The sequence below is a fragment of the Pseudomonas sp. JC1203 genome, assembly GCF_056175065.1.
On record NZ_JBWCAM010000003.1, the window covers coordinates 239871 to 258891 of the forward strand.

Consider the following 19021-nt stretch of genomic DNA (forward strand, 5'->3'; position numbering starts at 1 on the left):
GGCAGCTGTCCTCATGGCACATGAGGACACTTAAGCACGGATCCACTCCCTTGGGAAACCGCCGCGTCTCAGGCCTCGCGGGCTTGCCCCACGGGCACCGGGGCCTTGGGCAGGCCGTAGCGGTGGGTGATGATGCCGCACCACACCAGCCCGGCCAGCGCCAGCACGCCGCCCACCACGCCAACGTTGGCCACGCCCATGTGGCTGCTGACAACGCTGCCCAGCAGCGCGCCGCCGCCGATACCGACGTTATAGATGCCCGAATGCAGGGCCATGGCCACGTCGGTGGCATCCGGCGCCAGCGACAGCACCTTGGCCTGCAGGATCAGGCCGAAGCACATGATCGACATGCCCCACACCACGCTCATGCTGCCAAGGCCCGCGGCGTGGCCGGCCAGCGGCAACAACAGCGCCAGGCACAAGGCCAGGGCGGCGATGGCGGCGATCAGCAGGCCACGCGGGAAGCGGTTGTTGAACAGGCTGAAGACAATCGAACCAATCACACCGGCGCCGCCGAACAGCAGCAACAGCACGGTGGTCATCTCGCCGCTCAGGTGCGCCACCAGCTGGGCGAAGGGTTCAATGTAGCTGTAGGCGGTGAACTGCGCGGTCACTACCACGGCGGTCAGCAGGTACAGCGACATCAGCGCCGGGCGCTTGAAGATGATCGGCAGGCTCTGCAGCGAGCCGGAGTTCTGGCTGGGCAGCAAAGGCAGCGAACGCGCCAGGATCAGCACGGTCACCGCTGACACGCCGGCAATGGCCATGAACGTCATGCGCCAGCCCAGCCACTCGCCCACCACCCGGCCCAGCGGAATGCCCAGCACCATCGCCAGCGAAGTACCGGTGGCCAGCAGGCCCAGCGCCTGCACCTGCTTGCCTGCCGGTGCCACGCGCACCGCCAGGGAAGCGGTGATCGACCAGAACACCGCGTGCGCCACCGCAATGCCGATACGGCTCACCAGCAACACCGCAAAGCTGGGCGCCATGCCCGACAGCACGTGGCTGGCGATGAACATGACGAACACGAACATCAGCAGTTTGCGCCGCTCGATGTTGCGCGTCAGCAGCATCATCGGCAGCGACATCAGCGATACCACCCAGGCATACACCGTCAACATCAGGCCCACCTGGGCCGTGGTCATCTGGAAGCTGCCGCCAATGGCGCTCAGCAGCCCCACCGGGACGAATTCCGTGGTGTTGAAGATGAAGGCGGCCAGCGCCAGGGCGATCACGCTCAGCCAGCTGCCGTTGCGGGTATCGGTGGTGTTCATGGGTGCCGTCATTGCCTCCGCTGGATAAAGGCCTGCCACCCCGAAAAATCCACGCACGAACGCCCTGCCCGGGTGATGAATGCCCGGGCAGAGCGCTAGGTCAGATTCTTATGGGTATTGGGGGGTGAAGCCTGATGGGCGCGATTCTACGCTTCGGGCGGTGGGCTCACAACGGGTAGAGGCTTGATGTTGAGCGGTGGGCGACGACTGGGGGGCCTTGAGTGTGTTCAAAACCTCCCCAAAAAACCGAACGACCCCCAATCCCATGCCGAACAAACAAGGCGGCCCCGGGAGCTACCACTGGAACGGCACGCTGAAAACAAACAGTAGGAGCGGGCCGTGCCCGCGAAGCGCCGCGTGGGCGGCGCGCGGTGTCATGGGCGCTGAATGAACATCGGCATGCGCATCGAGGCCGCCGAAAAACCATCGACATGCGCGTCAAGCGCCGGCAAAAAACCACCACCACGCGCGTATAGGCCACGATGCAGGACCGCGTCAGAGCAAACAGCTGCCCGGCGATGTTTCAACGGCGTTCATGAAACCGCGCGCCGCCCGCGCGGCGCTTCGCGGGCACAGCCCGCTCCCACTGTCTGTTTCCAGCGTGCCGTTCCAGCGGTATCTCCGGTGTCCGCCTTGTGTGGCAGGCATCAAATTGGTTGTGCGCCGGCTATTCCATTATCCTGAACACATTTAACGATTTCGGGCATGCAGAATTTAAAACACATGATGCAAAAACCGATGAAAACCCGAAAAACAAGGGCCTTAACGGCAAGAAACGAAAAATATTTTGGACGCAAATCACCGGGAAGTGTTTGACATAATAAACGGCTGTGGCAGGCTATCACCCAGGCTACCGACCGGCGTGGACATTTTGTCGCACAGCCGGCAGTGCTCGGAGCCTCAGGTAGCGCCTGTTTCATCCGCGGCGCGCCTGCACAAAAACGATAGGCCGTGCCTGTCCCAAGGTGATATATGTCCAACAGCAACATTGGCAATAACAAACAAAAATTCCGCAAACCCGTCGTCCTCATGTCCATGGGCGCCCAGGAACGCAAGGGCCACGCCTACCAGGTCATGACCCACAAATACATCGCCCCCATCGTCGACCACGCCGGCTGCGTACCCGTATTGGTGCCCACCTGCTGCGGCGTCGAAGACCTGGAGCAGTACCTGGACATGGCCGATGGCGTATACCTGACCGGCGCCGGCAGCAACATCGACCCGGCGCTGTACGGCCAGGACAACCAGACCCCAGGCAAGGCCCAGGACCGCGACCGCGACCTGTTCGACCTGCCGCTGGTGCGTGCCGCCCTGGCCCGTGGCTTGCCGATCTTCGGCATTTGCCGCGGCATGCAGGAGATCAACGTGGCGCTGGGCGGCGACATGTACCAGAAGGTCTACGCCGAACCCGGCTTCAACGACCACCGCGAAAACAGCGAAGACCCGGTAGACGTGCAGTACGCCCCGGCGCACAGCGTGCAGATCACCGCCAACAGCTGGCTGCACTCGCTGCTGGGCACAGACTCGATCCGCGTCAACTCGCTGCATGGCCAGGGCCTGAAAACCCTGGGCAAGGGCCTGGAAGCCATCGCCCGTGCCGAGGACGGCCTGGTGGAAGCCATTCACGGCCCAAGCCTGTCGTCGTTCCTGTTCGCGGTGCAATGGCACCCCGAGTGGCAGGCCGCGAAGAACCCCGATTCGGTGAAAATCTTCGAAGCCTTCGGCCAGGCATGCCGCCGCCAGGTGCAGAAGAAGGCCGGCGCCTACGGCAGCGCGGCCTGATCAAGGGCAACACAGCCCCCGCAGGAGCCGGCCTTGGCCGCGATGCAAGCGCCGCGGTGTACCAGACACGTCGCCATCGCGGCCAAACCCGCCCCTGCGGGGCTTCACGCAATACCGTTTTCCTCCTCGCCCGGCCTCTGCGTCGGGCTTTTTTCATCTGCGGCACTTTGACGCAGCCCCTCCCCGCCCGGTACATTCACCTGCATTCGCGACGTGGAGCTCGACATGCCTGGTTCATCAAGAAACACCGCGCTACTGTGGATCGTGGCCTCGGGTTTCTTCATGCAGACGCTCGACACCACCATCGTCAATACCGCCCTGCCCTCCATGGCCAGCGCCCTGGGTGAACAGCCGCTGGACATGCTGCCGGTGGTGGTGGCGTATTCACTGACCATGGCCATGCTCACCCCCGCTTCCGGCTGGCTGGCCGACCGCTTCGGCACGCGGCGCATCTACTTTTTGGCCATCCTGCTATTCGTCATCGGCTCGGTGCTGTGCGCCGCCTCGCAAAGCCTCCCCGAACTGGTCACCGCCCGCGTGGTGCAAGGCATCGGCGGCTCCATGCTGCTGCCCATCGGCCGCCTGGCGGTGCTGCGCAGCGTCACCGGCGAGCAATACATCGCCGCCCTGGCGATGGTCTCGGTGGCCGGCCAGGTGGGCCCGTTGATCGGCCCGGTGCTGGGCGGCTGGATCTCCCAGAGCCTGGCCTGGAACTGGATTTTCCTGATCAATATTCCCATCGGCGTGCTGGGCATGGTGGCGGTGCGGCGCTTCCTCACCGATGACGCCCTGACCCAGCCGCCGCCCTTCGACTTCGTCGGCTGCGGCCTGCTGTCACTGTGCATGGCGGCGTTCTCGCTGGCCCTGGACGTGCCCGGCGACCGCCACCAGGGCTTGCTCAGCGCCGCGCTGTTCGGCGTCGCCCTGGCTGCGGCGCTGTGCTATATCCCCCACGCCCGCAGGCGGCAGAATCCGCTGTTCTCGCTGGCGCTGTTCGGCCAGCGCAATTTCAGCGTCGGCCTGGTCGGCAACCTGCTGTGCCGCATTGGCTCCGGCGCCGTGCCCTTCCTGCTTCCGCTGCTGATGCAATTGCAACTGGGCTACTCGCCACTGCATTCGGGGCTGATGCTGCTGCCGGCAGCGGTGGGCGGCATTCTCTCCAAGCGCTACGTGGTGCCGCTGGTGCAGCATTTCGGCTACAACCGCTTCCTATTGGTGAACACCGTGCTGGTGGGCGCCAGCATCGCCTCGTTCGGGCTGATTTCACCGGGCTGGCCACTGGCGCTGGAAATTCTCCAGATCGCGATTTTCGGCGCCAGCAACTCCATGCAATTCGCCGCCATGAACAGCGTCACCCTCAAGGGCCTGGGCGCGCGCGACGCCGGCAGCGGCAACAGCCTGTTCTCGATGGTGCAGATCCTGGCCATCGGCCTGGGGGTGATCATTGGCGGTGGCGTGGTCAACCTGCTGTCGGCCAGCGCTGGCGAGGCGGCCATGGCCTACCGCTGGGCGTTCATCGTCACGGGGTTGTTCACCCTGGCCTCCGGGCTGATTTTCCGCGCGCTGGAAACCGAGCGACAGCTGGCACCGTCGCGGTAACCGCCCCGTCGTGTTTATTGCATAGACTCATGGGACCCGCCTACGCCCCCGAGGGTCGTCGCCCATGCCCAAGACCCGCGCCCCCGCACTGTTGCTGCGTATCGAACTGGCCGGCATAGAACCGCTGGTCTGGCGCCAGCTGCTGGTACCGCCCGGCATCACCCTGCCGCACCTGCACCAGGCGCTGCAGGCCGTGCTGGGCTGGCACGACATGCACCTGCATGAATTCCATCTGCAGGGCGCTACCTACGGCGTGCCCGACACCGATGGCCCGCCGCTGAAAGACGAAGCCGGCGTTACCCTGGCCCAGGCCTTGGGCACCACCAGCACCTTCAGCTACGTGTATGACATGGGTGACGAATGGGAGCACCAGATCAGCGTCATGCCGTACCTGCCGAGTAACCCGCCGGCCGAGCTGCCGCGCTGCCTGGACGGCGCCAACGCCGGCCCGCCCGAAGACGCCGGCGGCCCCCACGGCTACCAGCAGTTCGTCGAGGCCATGGCCGACCCGCGGCACCCCGACCACGAAACCATGCTGGACTGGCACGGCCAACCGTTCGACCCCAGCGCCTGGGACATCGAGCGCGTCAACCGGCGCCTCAAGCGCCTGCGCCATACCTGGGACCGCGGCGACTTGAACGAACGCTGAACGGAAAAACGCTTTCATGCAGCGACCACCCGCCGACGACACTCCTTTCACAACTGCGTAAAGGGAAGTGGCTAGCATCGCCGGAACTTGATCGACCGTATGGATTGAAGATGGATCACGCCCACCGCATTCGGCTGCATGCACTACTGATTTTCATCGTCGCCCTGGCGCTGTTCAGCCTGGGGATCTGGAACCAGCAACCCCAGGGCTTCGACGGCCGCTGGGCGCTGTTCCTCGAAGAAATGTTCCGCCACGGCCCCAGCCTGTTTCCCACCACCTACGGCCAGCCCTATGCCGACTACCCCGGCACGGCCACCTTCATGAGCTACCTGTGCGCACGGCTGTTCGGCGCGCCCAACCACCTGGCCAACGTGCTGCCCACCGCCATCGCCTCGGCGGGGGTGCTGGCGCTGCTGTACCGCCTGCTGGCGCCGTCCAGCCGTGCCTGGGCCCTGCTGGCGGTGCTGCTGACCGCACTCACCACCCAATGGCTGGAGAAGTCGCGCGCGGTGTGCCTGGACCAGATGAGCTCGCTGCTGTGCCTGGCCTGCTTCTACCTGCTGCACCGCAGCGAGCAGCTGGGTTCGCGCCTGCTGCGCTGGTCGGTGTTCCCGCTGTTCGCCCTGGGCTTTGCCATTCGCGGGCCGCTGGGGCTGGTGGAAGTGTGCGGCGTAGCCTGCACCTACTGGGCGCTGGGGGTGGCGCACAGCCGCGAAGCGGCACTGTTGCGTATCAAGCGCGTGCTCGCCTACGGCGTGGTCGGCGTGCTATTGCTGGCCGGCGGCTGGTGGCTGCTGATGGAACTGGCGCGCATTGCCGGCGGCGACAGCTTCGCCCAGGACGTGCGCAACATGCAGGTGGGCGGCCGCCTGGACGAGAGCGGCAAGCCATTCTTCTTCTACTTGCAGCTCAGCCTGTACCGCTACTTCCCGGTGGTGCCGCTGGCCCTGGCCACGCTGATTGCCCTGCGCCAGCGCTGGAGCACTCGCGGCCAGGACGCCGACGTGCAATTGGCGATCCGCCTGGGCGCCTGCGGCCTGATGATTCTGCTGGGCCTGTCGGTGCCGCACTTCAAGCGCGCCTACTACGTGCTGCCGATGGTGCCGCTGTTCGCCGCCGTGGCCGCCTATGGCCTGCTCAACGCCCGGGGCTGGCTGGCGAAGGTGGGCCGTGCCTACCAGTGGTTGGTGGCGGTGCTGCCCGCACTGGGCATCATCATCGTATTCGTCTGCCACCACCTGTGGCGCAAGCATGGCTACTGGCCGGACGTGTCGCTGTTCCTGCTGGTGGGCGGCCTGGTGCTGCTGCAGTTTGCCGCGCTGTGGGCCTGGTGCAGCAGCGCCGAACGCGCGCGGCGGCTGGTGCTGCTGAGCCTGGTGGCGCTGGCTGCACAATGGTGGCTGCTGGTGAAGATGGTCGAGCCCGAACAGGACCGCCAGTTCGATACCCAGGCGTTCGTGCAGCACGTGGAAGGCCTGCGTGCGGCCAACCCCGGCACCCTGGTGTTCGTCAACCTGGGCCGCGACACCTGGGCGGTGCGCTACATGATGAACCTGGACCATGACGAGGTGCCGACGCCGCTGTTCGTCGACGCCGTGGCGCCGGCCAAGTTGCCGCACCCGGCCTGGGTGATCGTGGCCCGCAGCGAGCGCAACCTGGTGCCGGGCCTTGAGCCTGTGTACAGCGGCAAGCTCAACGGCAATCCGTTGCTGGTGTTCCAGGTGCCGTAAGTAGACATCCTTCCCGCATAAAAAAACGGGGCGCTTAAAGCGCCCCGTTTTTTTCACTCCATCAACCCTGGATCAGGTTGGGAATATCGACCTTCGGGTTCACGTCGGCGTCGTAGTCGACACCGGCGATCTCGAAGCCGAACAAGCGCAGGAACTCATGCTTGTAACCGGCGAAGTCGGTCAGGTCGCTGAGGTTCTCGGTGGTCACCTCGTTCCACAGGGCTTCTACCTTGGCCTGAACTTCGGGGGCCAGTTCCTTGTAGTCGGCGCGCAGGCGGCCGTCGGCGTCCAGGATAGGCTGGGCGTTGTACAGGCTGTCCTTGAACAGGCCGTACACCTGCTCGATGCAACCTTCGTGGGTGCCCTGCTCTTTCATCACCTTGAACAGCAGCGACAGGTACAGCGGCATGATCGGGATGGCCGAGCTTGCCTGGGTAACCACGGCCTTGAGCACCGACACGCGCGCGTCGCCGCCCAGTGGGGCCAGGTTTTCGCGGATGTTCAGGACCTTCTTGTCCAGGTCTTTCTTGGCTTCGCCAATCGAACCGTTCCAGTAGATGTCGTGGGTCAGCTTCTCGCCCAGGTAGGTGAACGCGGTGGTCTTGGCGCCTTCGGCCAGTACACCGGCTTCCTGCAGCGCGTCCATCCACATCTGCCAGTCTTCACCACCCATGACCGCGACAGTGCCGTCGATCTCGGCCTGGGAAGCCGGTTCCAGGGTGGTTTCCTCGACGGTGCCCTTGTCAGTGTTGACGCCGCGCTGGGTCACCGATTTGCCCAGTGGCTTGAGGGTCGAGCTCAGCAGTTCACCGGTCTTGGGGTGCAGGCGGCGCGGGGCGGCCAGGCTGTAGACCACCAGGTCGACCTTGCCCAGGTCCTGCTTGATGGCTTCGATGGTCTGGCGCTTGATCTCGTCCGAGAAGGCGTCGCCGTTGATGCTCTTGGCGTACAGGCCTTCGGCGGCGGCGAACTTGTGGAACGCTGCGGTGTTGTACCAGCCGGCGGTGCCAGCTTTCTTCTCGTCACCTTCGCGCTCGAAGAACACGCCCAGGGTGTTGGCACCGCAACCGAAGGCGGCGCTGATGCGCGCGGCCAGGCCGTAGCCGGTGGAAGCACCCAGCACCAGCACATTCTTCGGGCCATCGCTGATGGCGCCGTGCTGCTTCACGTAGTCGATCTGTTCCTTGACGTTCGCTTCGCAGCCGGTGGGATGTGTGGTCACGCAGACGAAGCCGCGAACGCGTGGTTTGATGATCATGTATAGAGCTCCCTATGCGGTGTGCTGTGGGCCAGTGTTGCACCCGTGTCTGTTTCATAGACGCCCGTAACGGCTGCGCGTCACGGCCGAACACGACAAATCTGAAGTGGGCGCATTGTAAACGGATTTTCCTGACTGTGCCCCGTGCGCCCTCACGACACGCGCGGCCGTTGCCCCTGCCCCGCCACCGCCCCCAGGCAGGGCGCGGCGCTGGCGGCGATGCGCAAGGCCTTGAGGGCCTTGCGCCGGCGCCTGAACAACCCGGGCAGGCGCGCCAGCCACCAGGGCCTGCGCAGCAGCGCCAGCAGCAGGGCCGTCGGGCGTGGCTGGCAGCCACGGTCAATGGCGCTGTGCAGCGCGGGCGGCAGGCGGTAGTCGCACTCGGCGACAATGGCCCGCAGCGTCAGGAATGGCAGGCCGTACTCACGGGCCACGGCGGCCACCTCGGCGCTGTCCAGGTCTACCGCCGCGCAGCCGTACAGCTGGCCGGCAGCGCGCCGGGCGGGTTCATCGGCCAGCACCAGCGCCAGGCTGGCCAGCGCCTGGTCATAACGCACCGGCACCCCCGCCGCCGTCAGGCGCTGGCACAGCCGCTCGCACCAGGCCGGGTCGCAGGCATACAGGTGCCCTTGCTCATCAACAATGTGCGGCGGGCACAGCAGCACACCGCTGCGCAGCGAATGCTCCAGCGCCGCCGCCACGCCGAAGCTGGCCAGCGCCTGCACGCCACTGTTGGCCAGCGCCCGGGCGCCCTGCGCGGCCGCCGCCTGGCCCTGGCCGCCGAGCCACAGGCGGCCACCGTCGGGCAACTCGAACACCCGGCCGGGTTGCACCGGCGCCCCGGCCAACGCCAGGGCCTCGGCCTGCAACGCCACGACGATGCCCACGGCACTGGTTTTCACTGGGCGACCCGGCCATGGCCGTGCCCAGGCCAGGGCGCAGCATTCCACTCGCCGGCCAACGGCGTCAGCGGCAGGCCACGCGCTGCCAGCGTGAACAGCCAGCCCAGCCCGGCGTTGGAATGGCCACTCAGGCGCGTGAGGCTCAGGGTAGCCGCCACGGCGCCTCGGGAGATTTTCACCTCGGCACCGCGGCAAAACCCAAGGTTGCCGTGCAGCTTGCGCAGGGTCAGCAGCGCCATGCCTATACTCCACAGGCAGAAGCGCCGGAAGCCGACATGGCGCCTGGGGATCAGCAGCGCGTACTCCAGCGCCCGCCGCAGGTGTGCGTGGGCCAAACCGATCAACTCGGCCATGGCGCCACCATAGCCACCTGGCCGCGCCCCGGGCTGCAGCGCTTGAAGCTGCACCTGGTAGCGGCCGAAGATATCCTGGGGCAACCAGCACACCCCTTGCGCATGGTCCTCCCACTGGTCCTTGAGGATATTGGTCATCTGCAGGCCCTGGCCGAATGACACCGCCAGGGCCATCAGCTCGTCACGCCGGGCCAGCAACTGCGGGTCGTGGTCAAGCAACAGCTCGGTCAGCATCTCCCCCACCACCCCGGCCACGCAATAGCAGTAGCGGTCCAGCTCACCCACGCTGCCCAGCCCCTGGCGACCGACCGTGCGCTGGAAGTCGTGCATGCCATGGCACATGACCGCCAGGCACTTGAAAATCGCTTGCCGCTGCACGGCGTCGAGGCTTTGGGTAACTTCCAGCACCCGTGGCAACTGCGCCACCAGCTCGCGCTCGGCAGCCGAGGTGCGGGAGGAAAACAGCGCTGCCAGCTGCGCGGCAAACGCCTGGGCATCGCGGCTACCCATCACCACCTCAAGGAACGCGTTCTCGAAATCGTGCTTCTGCTGCGCGCAGAACTGCGGTTCATCCTCGATGGTGTCGGCCACCCGGCATAACAGATAGGCATTGGTGACAGCCCGGCGCAGGCTGGCCGGCAACTGCGGAATGGTCAGCGCAAACGTGCGTGACACCTTGGGCAGGATTGCGTCCTGGTACGCATCGGCGGCTGCCTGGGGGTCGTGCATGGGCATGCCAGGGCTTTTCCTTTTGTCACGGTCGTCAAAGGGGGTGAACGGTTCGGCGCCACAGGCCGCCGTCGCGTCCACACATCATAGTAGAAAAGGATGACAAGGATGCGCCCCGCCACAGCCATCCAGGCGAGCAGGACATGGTGCAGCACTGGTACAAAACTTGTACAAAGACCCGCACAAGTAGAACTTTTGTTACCGCTCGTCGGTCGGACCCAACGAATCCCGATTGGAAGTACCGATGACCGAGTTGACTGTCCGCATCGCTGAACTGGGCCCCGCCCATGCCGCGCCGCCCGCCTCCACCGCCCATTTCACCCAGCTGCCGACCTTGCTGCAACAGCCGCCCTTCGACGTGCTGGTGCTCGCCGGCAGCCCCGCCGAGAACCTTGCCTGGCTGCAGGCGCTGCGTCGCCACCCGGCGTACCAGCTCAGCCTGATCTACTGCCGCAGCACCGAGCCGCTGGCCCTCGCGCTGGGTGACGGGCCGCCGCCCGCAGGCGCCCGGCAGGTGCAACACGCCTGGACGCAATGGCGCGAGCGCCTGGCAGTTTTCAACCGCGGGCGCGCCCCCGAAGGCCCCCAGGCGCTGTTACTGGCGTACCTGTGGCTGCGCGCGCCGGGCAGCGTGAAAGCCTTGCGCGCGGCGCGCTCATCCAGCCACTACTGCTACCCGCTGGTGGAGGTGCTGGGCGATGACAACGTCAATGCCCACGCCCTGGTGCAAAGCCTGGCCCAGCGCAACCTGCTGGACAGCAACGCCCTGGTCGACCGCATCCGCCTGTGCCGCCAGTGCGGCAGCGGCCACCTCAACTATGTAGACGTATGCGTGGAATGCACTGCGCTGGACATCGTCCGCCAACCGTCCCTGCACTGCTTCACCTGCGGCCACATAGGCGCCCAGGCCGACTACCTCAAGGACGGCGTGCTGCTGTGCCCCAACTGCCTGACACGGCTGCGCCACATCGGCACCGACTACGACCGGCCGCTGGAAAACTACAGTTGCAATGCCTGCCAGGCGTTCTTCGTCGACGCCGACGTGCAGGCGCGCTGCCTGGACTGCGGCCAGCACCACGCCCCCGATGAATTGCAGGTGCGCGAGATACGCGACTACCAGCTGTCGGAGGCCGGCCTGCTCACCGCGCGCCAGGGTCTTGAGCGCGATACCGACACCTACTTCGGCGGCCTGGCCATGGTCGGCGTCAACACCTTCAAGACCCTGCTCGACTGGCAGCTGGAACTGATCGCCCGTCACCGCGCCCCCACCTTCGCCCTGCTGGGCCTGCGCTTCCGCAACCTGGGCGTCACCCTCGACCGCCTGGGCCCACAACGCGGCCATGCGCTGCTGGACACGCTGATCGAACGCATCCAGGTAGCGATCCGCGACACCGACCGCTGCACCCGCACCAGCGAAGAACAGCTGTGGCTGCTGTTGATGTACACCGACGTGCCTGGCCTGCAGAAAGTGACCGAACGCCTCAACCAGATCAGCGAGCTGTTCGTCGGCCAGGACCTGCAGGACATCGTGCTGACCACCAGTGGCTGCGTGGCCCCCGCCGAGCTCATCGACAAGGAAGACGCCGAACTGCTGATGGCGCGGCTGGCGGGGGCGCTGTGATGGACGTGCTGCTCGCGCACTTCCACGCCTGGCTGACCGAGATCTACGGCCCCGAGGGCCACTGGCGGCTGTTCCTGATGGTGTTCCCGTACTTCCTGCTGCTGGAGGTGCCGCTCAATATCCTGGTGCTGCTGGGCACACTGCGCTGGTTCGTGCGCCAGCGCAGCGCCGTGCCCGTGCACACTGCCTGGTGCCCGCGGGTGTCGTGCATCATCACCTGCTACAGCGAAGGCCGCGACGTCGAGCTGACCCTGCGCAGCCTGGCCGAACAGACCTACCCCGGCGTCATCGAGATCATCCCCATCGTCGACGGTGCCAGCGCCAACGCAGTGACCACCGAGGTGGTGCGGCGCTTCAAGGCCAGCCAGCGCCTGCCGGCCAACCGCGTGCTGCGGCCCATCGCTAAATGGCAACGCGGTGGGCGGGTGTCGTCGCTGAATACGGGGCTGGCCTTCAGCACTGGCGAGATCCTGATCAACGTCGACGGCGACACCTCGTTCGACAACGACATGGTGGTGCGCATGGTGCGCCACTTCGTCGACCCCAAGGTGCCCGCGGTGGCGGGCAGCCTGCGGGTGCGCAATGCCCGGCAGTCTTGGGTTGCGCGCATCCAGGCGCTGGAATACCTGCTGTCCATCCACATGTGCAAGATCGGCCTGGCCGAGTGGAACCTGGTGAACAACGTGTCCGGTGCCTTTGGCGCCTTTCGCCGCAGCTTCCTGCAGCAGATCGGCGGATGGGACACGCACACCGCCGAGGACCTGGACTTGACCCTGCGCATCAAGAGCTACTTCCGGCGCTACCGCCTGCGCATCCCGTTCGAGCCCCAGGGTATCGGCCACACGGACGCGCCGGCCACCCTGCGCAGCTTCCTTGACCAGCGCCTGCGCTGGGACGGCGACCTGTTCTTCGTCTACCTGCGCAAGCACCGCCACGCGTTCACGCCACGGCTGCTGGGCTGGCCGAACTTTTTGATGCTGATGCTCAGCGGGCTGTTCTTCCAGTTGGTGCTGCCCTTCATCATCCTGGGCTACAGCCTGGTGGCGGTGATCATCCTGCCGTTTACCGCGTTCGTGTTCTATTCACTGCTGATCTACGCGCTGTACCTGGCCATGAGCAGCCTGTTGTACCTGGGCCTGATGCTGATGGTCAGCGAGCGGCCGCGCCAGGACCTGGCGCTGATCGTGGTGCTGCCCTTCTACCCCCTGGCGATGTACGCCCTGCGCTGCTGGAGCGTGGTCGCCATTCTCAATGAAACCCTGCGGCGCGGGCACGAGGAATCGAGCATGGCGCCCTGGTGGGTACTCAAACGGGCCAATCGGTTCTAAGGCTTAGTGAAATTCATGCGTTCAAAAATCGCTTTAACGTTACTGCCGCTGTTGCTGTGCCCCCCGCTGCTGGCCCTCGCCAGCCCCCTGACGCTTGAACAGGCGCTGCAACAGGCCGGCGACGGCAGCGGCGTGACCGCAGCCAACGCCCAGTTGCAAGCGCGCTACGCCGCCCGTGACCAGCGCGACAGCGAAGCCGGTTGGGAAATGTACGGCAATGCCAACGTTGGCCACTACCACGAACTGGTGACCCAGGACCTGACCGACAACTACTACGGCCGCGACCTTGCCATCGGCCTGCGCTACCCGCTGCTGGGCAGCCTGCGCCGGCGCATGGACGCGGTGCAGGCCAGCGAGCACGACGCGCGCCTGGGCGAAATCGAACAGGGCTACCAACGCGCGCGCCAGCGCCTGGCCGTGCGCAGCGCCTACGCCGACTGGTGGCGCGCCAGCCAGGAAAGCCAGCTGTGCCAAGGCGTGCAGGAGGCCGCCAGCGCTGCCGAACAGCAACTGCGCACGCGCCTGGATGGCCACTGGATACTGCCCTCGGATGCGCAGTTGATGCACAGCCAATGGCGCGCCGTGAGCCGCCGCTGCGACAGCCAGGCTGACCTGCTGGAAGACGTGCGCGCCAGCCTGCAAAGCCTGGGCGTACAGGTGCAGGCCAGCGACACGCCGCTGGCCACGGCGCTGGCCAGGCACCCGCAGCCCTTGGCCGCCTGGCAGGCGCAACTGGAAAACAGCCCGCGCATGGCCCGGCGCAATGCAGACCTGGCCAGCGCCGAACAGACCCGCAAGCGGCCGTGGTACAGCGCCATCGAGTCGTACTTCAACGTCAGCCAGAGCGTGGAGCAACGCAGCGGCGCCGATGACAGCGGCAATGGCCTGAGCGTGGGCCTGACCTTCTCCGCCCCCGTCGACCTGCTGGACTACGGTTCGGCCCGTGGCCGCGAGGGCGAGGCGCGCTACCAGGCTGCCGTGCAGGCCCAGGAAAGCGAGCGCGGCGCATTGCTGCGCGAACTGGGCAAGGTGCTGCAACAGCAACGGCGCAGCACCGACGAGTACGCCTGGCGCAGTGAACGGCGCAAGGCCGTGGAGCAGATCATCACCGAGCGCCGCCAGCGCACCAGCCTGGATGCCGGTGAAGCCAGCCTGCGGCTGTTGCAGGCCCAGGTGGACCGCTACAACGCAGGCTTCGCGCAGATTGCTGCCTGGCATGCGGCCTGGTTGCAGGAGGCGGCGTTGCGGTTGTTCGGTGATGAAAGCCCTGCGTTCGAAGCGTTGCTGGGCCAAGGCGTGTTGCAGTGGCAAGGCCAGGCCACCGCAACCCACTGGCGCCAAGGCACCTACGTCTGGCACAGCGCAGCGTTGCTCGACCCCGCCCAACAGGCCACGCAATTGCGCGAGCTGCAGCAAGCAGGCATCGGCCAGATCGACCTGGGCCTGGACCGCACACAACTGGCCCAGCCAGCGCGTACCCAAGCGGCGCTCGCTGACCTGCTGCGCAGCGCCCACGCACAAAGTTTGCAGGTGAACCTGCTGCTGGGCGATCCGGCCTGGATCACCCCCGAAGGTCGCACCGGGCTGATCAGTTTGATTGAGCGACTGCGTGCCTTGCCTTTCGACGGCCTGCACCTGGACCTTGAAGTGGAGCAACTGGGCTGGCCGGTGCCGGACCAGCGCCTGACCGACTGGCTGGCCACCCTGGCCGCCGCCCGCCAGGCCAGCCCCTGGCCGCTGAACATCTCCAGCCACCCACGCTGGTTCGCGGCGCAAACGCCCGGCCATCCCTGCGTACCGTGCCAGCTGCAAGGCATGGGCATCGGCCAGGTCAGCCTGATGATCTTCAACCGCAACCCCCAGGCCAGCAGCGCCAAGGCCCTGGCCATCGCCCGCCAATGGCCGGCCCTGCATTTTCGCCTGGCCCAGAGCGTGGAGGCCGACCAGCCCGCCAGCCTGAGCTTGCATGGCAGCAGCGCCGCGCAACTGCGCAGCCAGGCCGATGCCTGGCGCACCACCCTAGAACCGGCGGGCCTGACGGGCATCGACTGGCAATCCTGGACTGACTTCCCGAGACCCTGATGAAAGTACGTTTCAATAGCCCCAAGGAAAAACACCCCACCCAGGACAACGGCATGCAAGTGCTGTACGCACCGGGCAAACGCCTGGCGTTCCGCTTGCGCTGGTACCTGATTTTGTTCCTGATCCTGCTGCCGGCGCTGTGGCTGGTGGGCCGCTACGGCCTGGACCTGGTGCGCATCGAGGCGCCGGCGCTGGTGCGCCTGCCGACCCTGGATGTGCGCGCCATGCAACCGGGCCAGGTGCGCGCCATTCACGTGCAGCCCGGCGACCACGTGCAGGCCGGCAGTACCCTGGTGGACCTGGACAACCCCGAATGGCGCCTGCGCCTGAGCTTGCTGCAAGGCGACGCCGCCCCGGCCGCAAGCGCACCGGCCGACCTGGGCAGCCGCAACCGCGCGGTGCTGCAAAGCCTGGTCAACCGCGCCATGGCCCGGGTCAACGACACCCGCCGCCTGGTGCAGCAAGGCGCAGCCACCCGTGGCGAACTGCTCGATGCCCAGAACGCCCTGGACAGCCGCGAAGCCGAACTGCTGGCCTTCGAACGTAGCCTTGGCGGTGCCAGCAGCATCGAGAGCCAACGCTACGATCAGCAACAACAGCGCGAACGCCAGTGGCTGTCCGGGCAGTTGGCGCAAATGGACATGAAGGCCAGCGCAAGCGGGCGCGTCGCCGAGGTGATCAGCGCACCGGGGGAAAACGTCGGGCCGGGCACGTTGTTGATGCGCCTGGAGCGCGAAGGCCCTGCGCAGCTGTGGGTGTACCTGGACCCCAAGGACGTGGCGCACTCCACACCCGGATCGCCGCTGGACGTGAAGTTGCCCAATGGCCAATGGGTAGGTGCGGTGGTGATCAACCCGGCGGAAAGCGCCAACCCGCTGCCCAGCGACTTGCGCAAGCCGTTCAGCAGCCCCACGCGCGGCTTGATGGTGCCGGCGCGTTTCGACCAGCCGTTACCCAGCGAATGGCGGATTGATTCGTTGCCGGTGCAGGTGCGTTTCCCGCATCAGCATTTCACGCTGTTGGGGGTAAGCCTGTAAGGCCCTGAAACGAAATAGCCGCTGCCCAAGGGGCAGCGGCTACGGTTTTACCAACACATCAGGAAATCAGGCGGGCTGATCCCAAGGGCGGTCGCCCTTGTCATCCTTGATGCGGGTCGGCAGGCCCATCACGTCCAGCGCCTTCAGGAACGGCTCGGCTGGCAGCTCCTCGACGTTGGCCATGCGCTGCACGTCCCACTCGCCACGGGCTACCAGCAAGGCTGCGGCCACGGGTGGCACGCCGGCAGTGTAGGAGATGCCCTGGCTGTCGGTCTCGGCGTAGGCTTCTTCGTGGTCGGCCACGTTGTAGATGAACAGCTCGTGCGGCTGGCCATCCTTGGTGCCTTTCACCAGGTCGCCGATGCAGGTCTTGCCGGTGTAGCCCGGTGCCAGCGACGACGGGTCGGGCAGCACGGCCTTGACCACTTTCAATGGCACCACTTCCAGGCCTTCGGCGGTCTTGACCGGCTGTTCGGACAGCAGGCCCAGGTTTTTCAGCACGGTGAACACATTGATGTAGTGCTCGCCGAAGCTCATCCAGAACCGCACGTTAGGCACGTCAAGGTTCTTCGAAATCGAGTGCACTTCGTCGTGACCGGTGAGGTACAGGTTCTGCGAACCCACTACCGGCAGGTCGTCGGTGCGCTTGACCTCGAACATGGTGTTGCTGGTCCACTGGCTGTTCTGCCAGCTCCATACTTGCCCGGTAAACTCGCGGAAATTGATTTCCGGGTCGAAGTTGGTGGCAAAGTATTTGCCGTGGGAACCGGCATTGACGTCGAGAATGTCGATCGAATCAATGCGGTCGAAATGCTGTTGTTTCGCCAGGGCGGCATAGGCGTTCACAACGCCCGGGTCGAAGCCCACGCCCAAAATGGCGGTAATGTTCTTCTGCTGGCATTCCTCGAGGTGTTTCCACTCGTAGTTGCCGTACCAAGGTGGCGTTTCGCAGATTTTGCCCGGTTCTTCGTGAATGGCGGTGTCCAGGTACGCAACACCGGTATCGATGCAGGCGCGCAGCACCGACATGTTCAGGAACGCGGAGCCGACGTTGATGACGATCTGCGATTCGGTCTCGCGGATCAACGCCTTGGTTGCTTCTACATCCAGTGCATTCAATGCGAATGCCTTGATGTCAGCGGGCTGTTTGAGGCTGCCCTTGGCCTTGACGCTGTCGATGATGGCCTGGCATTTGGAGATGTTACGCGACGCGATGGCAATACGACCGAGTTCGTCGTTGTGCTGCGCGCACTTGTGGGCCACCACCTTGGCGACACCTCCTGCACCAATGATAAGAACGTTCTTCTTCAATTTCTTTACTTCTCCTCAATCCGCCAGCTTACGAAAGGCTGGACAGGTAATCGTCAAAACCAAATTCACGAACCACTTCGACAGTACCGTCGAGTTGTTTCACTACGATGGACGGCATTTTCAGGCCGTTGAACCAGTTTTTCTTGACCATGGTGTAACCCGCGGCGTCGACGAACGACAGGCGGTCACCAATGGCCAAAGGACGGTCGAATTGGTATTCGCCGAAAATGTCGCCGGCCAGGCACGATTTGCCGCACACCATGTAGGTGTGGTCGCCCGCGCTTGGCGCCAGCTTGGCGTTCAGGCGGTAGATCAGCAGGTCGAGCATGTGTGCTTCGATGGAGCTGTCGACCACGGCCAGGTGCTTGCCGTTGTACAGGGTGTCGAGCACGGTCACTTCCAGCGAGGCGCTTTGAGTGATGGCGGCTTCGCCCGGCTCCAGGTACACCTGCACGCCGTATTTCTGCGAGAACGCCTTCAGGCGCGCGCAGAACTCATCCAGAGCATAGCCTTCGCCGGTGAAATGGATACCGCCGCCCAGGCTTACCCACTCGACCTTGTGCAGCAGGTGGCCGAAGCGTTCCTCGATGGTGCACAGCATCTGGTCGAACAGGCCGAAGTCGCCGTTCTCGCAGTTGTTGTGGAACATGAAGCCGGAGATCTGCTCGATCACGCCTTCGACCTTCACCGGGTCCCACTCGCCCAGGCGGCTGAACGGGCGCGCCGGGTCGGCCAGCAGGTAGTCGGAGCTGCTCACCTGCGGGTTCACGCGCAGGCCGCGGACCTTGCCTTCGCTTGCTTGCGCGAAGCGTTGCAGCTGGCCAATGGAGTTGAAGATGATCTTGTCGCAGTTCTCCAGCATCTCGCCGATTTCGTCATCGGCCCAGGCCACGCTGTAGGCGTGGGTCTCGCCGGCGAACTTCTGGCGGCCGAGCTTGAGCTCGTACAGCGAGGACGAGGTGGTGCCGTCCATGTACTGCTGCATCAGGTCGAACACCGACCAGGTGGCGAAGCACTTGAGTGCCAGCAGGGCCTTGGCGCCAGAGTGTTCGCGCACGTAGGCGATCTTCTGCATGTTGGCCAAGAGCTTGGTTTTGTCGATGAGGTAATACGGGGTCTGGATCATGTCGAAGCCTCCGGCAAGGCCAGCCAAAAAATGGACGCGAATTGTGCCTTCTCTCAGGGCGGGGGGAAAGGGCAGATTGCGCATTTTGCTGCGTCAATGTTTCACATTGGCAGGTTGGCAGCGAAAAACCGGGGTTTCGGACGGGGGGTAAATCAACCGTAGCAGCGGGGGGCCCGGCGCCGCGGGGGGGGGGGGCGCGGGCGGGGGCCGGCCGGGCGGGGGCGGGGCGGGGGGGGGGGC

General features: G+C 65.4%; 14 protein-coding genes. 8 read left to right on the top strand and 6 right to left on the bottom strand.

Annotation, left to right across the window (positions count from 1 at the left end; translation table 11 throughout):
- Window positions 1–68: 68 nt before the first annotated feature.
- Window positions 69–1286, bottom strand: a complete 1218-nt coding sequence (locus tag AC0SZ7_RS06485) for a sugar transporter (protein WP_475503601.1) — start codon at window positions 1284–1286, stop codon at window positions 69–71.
- A gap of 960 nt (window positions 1287–2246) precedes the next feature.
- On the opposite strand from AC0SZ7_RS06485, the gene AC0SZ7_RS06490 reads away from it, so the two are divergent.
- The 4 genes from AC0SZ7_RS06490 to AC0SZ7_RS06505 all read left to right on the top strand — a co-directional run bounded on the left by AC0SZ7_RS06490 (window position 2247) and on the right by AC0SZ7_RS06505 (window position 7034).
- Window positions 2247–3056 carry a gamma-glutamyl-gamma-aminobutyrate hydrolase family protein gene (locus AC0SZ7_RS06490; RefSeq protein ID WP_475503602.1) on the top strand — a complete coding sequence of 270 codons (810 nt, stop codon included), beginning with the start codon at window positions 2247–2249 and terminating at the stop codon, window positions 3054–3056.
- 225 nt (window positions 3057–3281) lie between these two features.
- Window positions 3282–4655, top strand: a complete 1374-nt coding sequence (locus tag AC0SZ7_RS06495; RefSeq protein ID WP_475503603.1) for a DHA2 family efflux MFS transporter permease subunit — start codon at window positions 3282–3284, stop codon at window positions 4653–4655.
- A 64-nt stretch (window positions 4656–4719) separates the two neighbouring features.
- On the top strand, window positions 4720–5304 hold the full coding sequence (locus tag AC0SZ7_RS06500) for a plasmid pRiA4b ORF-3 family protein (protein ID WP_475503604.1): 585 nt from the start codon (window positions 4720–4722) through the stop codon (window positions 5302–5304).
- 110 nt (window positions 5305–5414) lie between these two features.
- On the top strand, window positions 5415–7034 hold the full coding sequence (locus tag AC0SZ7_RS06505) for an ArnT family glycosyltransferase (protein ID WP_475503605.1): 1620 nt from the start codon (window positions 5415–5417) through the stop codon (window positions 7032–7034).
- A 61-nt stretch (window positions 7035–7095) separates the two neighbouring features.
- Here the strand turns inward: AC0SZ7_RS06505 and fabV are convergent, their stop codons facing one another.
- The 3 genes from fabV to AC0SZ7_RS06520 form a co-directional block, all read right to left on the bottom strand.
- Window positions 7096–8292 (bottom strand): enoyl-ACP reductase FabV, encoded by a 1197-nt coding sequence (gene fabV, locus AC0SZ7_RS06510; RefSeq protein WP_475503606.1) that lies wholly within the window; start codon window positions 8290–8292, stop codon window positions 7096–7098.
- A gap of 152 nt (window positions 8293–8444) precedes the next feature.
- A complete protein-coding gene (locus AC0SZ7_RS06515) occupies window positions 8445–9194 on the bottom strand; it encodes a phosphorylase family protein (RefSeq protein WP_475503607.1) in 750 nt (249 codons plus the stop codon).
- Window positions 9191–10282, bottom strand: coding sequence for a phytoene/squalene synthase family protein (locus tag AC0SZ7_RS06520; protein WP_475503608.1), 1092 nt, complete (start codon window positions 10280–10282; stop codon window positions 9191–9193). The genes AC0SZ7_RS06515 and AC0SZ7_RS06520 overlap by 4 nt, the downstream gene beginning before the upstream one ends.
- Before the next feature lie 238 nt (window positions 10283–10520).
- Here AC0SZ7_RS06520 and AC0SZ7_RS06525 point away from each other — a divergent pair, with 238 nt between their 5' ends.
- The 4 genes from AC0SZ7_RS06525 to AC0SZ7_RS06540 are packed head-to-tail and all read left to right on the top strand — an operon-like array spanning window position 10521 to window position 16344.
- Window positions 10521–11897, top strand: a complete 1377-nt coding sequence (locus AC0SZ7_RS06525) for a TackOD1 domain-containing metal-binding protein (protein WP_475503609.1) — start codon at window positions 10521–10523, stop codon at window positions 11895–11897.
- Window positions 11897–13225 (top strand): glycosyltransferase family 2 protein, encoded by a 1329-nt coding sequence (locus tag AC0SZ7_RS06530; protein WP_475503610.1) that lies wholly within the window; start codon window positions 11897–11899, stop codon window positions 13223–13225. Before AC0SZ7_RS06525 ends, AC0SZ7_RS06530 begins: the two co-directional genes overlap by 1 nt.
- 15 nt (window positions 13226–13240) lie before the next feature.
- Window positions 13241–15307, top strand: a complete 2067-nt coding sequence (locus tag AC0SZ7_RS06535; protein ID WP_475503611.1) for a TolC family protein — start codon at window positions 13241–13243, stop codon at window positions 15305–15307.
- Window positions 15307–16344, top strand: a complete 1038-nt coding sequence (locus tag AC0SZ7_RS06540) for an HlyD family secretion protein (RefSeq protein ID WP_475503612.1) — start codon at window positions 15307–15309, stop codon at window positions 16342–16344. Before AC0SZ7_RS06535 ends, AC0SZ7_RS06540 begins: the two co-directional genes overlap by 1 nt.
- Before the next feature lie 66 nt (window positions 16345–16410).
- Here the strand turns inward: AC0SZ7_RS06540 and AC0SZ7_RS06545 are convergent, their stop codons facing one another.
- Window positions 16411–17655, bottom strand: a complete 1245-nt coding sequence (locus tag AC0SZ7_RS06545; protein WP_475503613.1) for a saccharopine dehydrogenase family protein — start codon at window positions 17653–17655, stop codon at window positions 16411–16413.
- Between the two features lie 28 nt (window positions 17656–17683).
- Window positions 17684–18781 carry a carboxynorspermidine decarboxylase gene (locus AC0SZ7_RS06550; protein ID WP_475503614.1) on the bottom strand — a complete coding sequence of 366 codons (1098 nt, stop codon included), beginning with the start codon at window positions 18779–18781 and terminating at the stop codon, window positions 17684–17686.
- Between the last annotated feature and the right edge of the window lie 240 nt (window positions 18782–19021).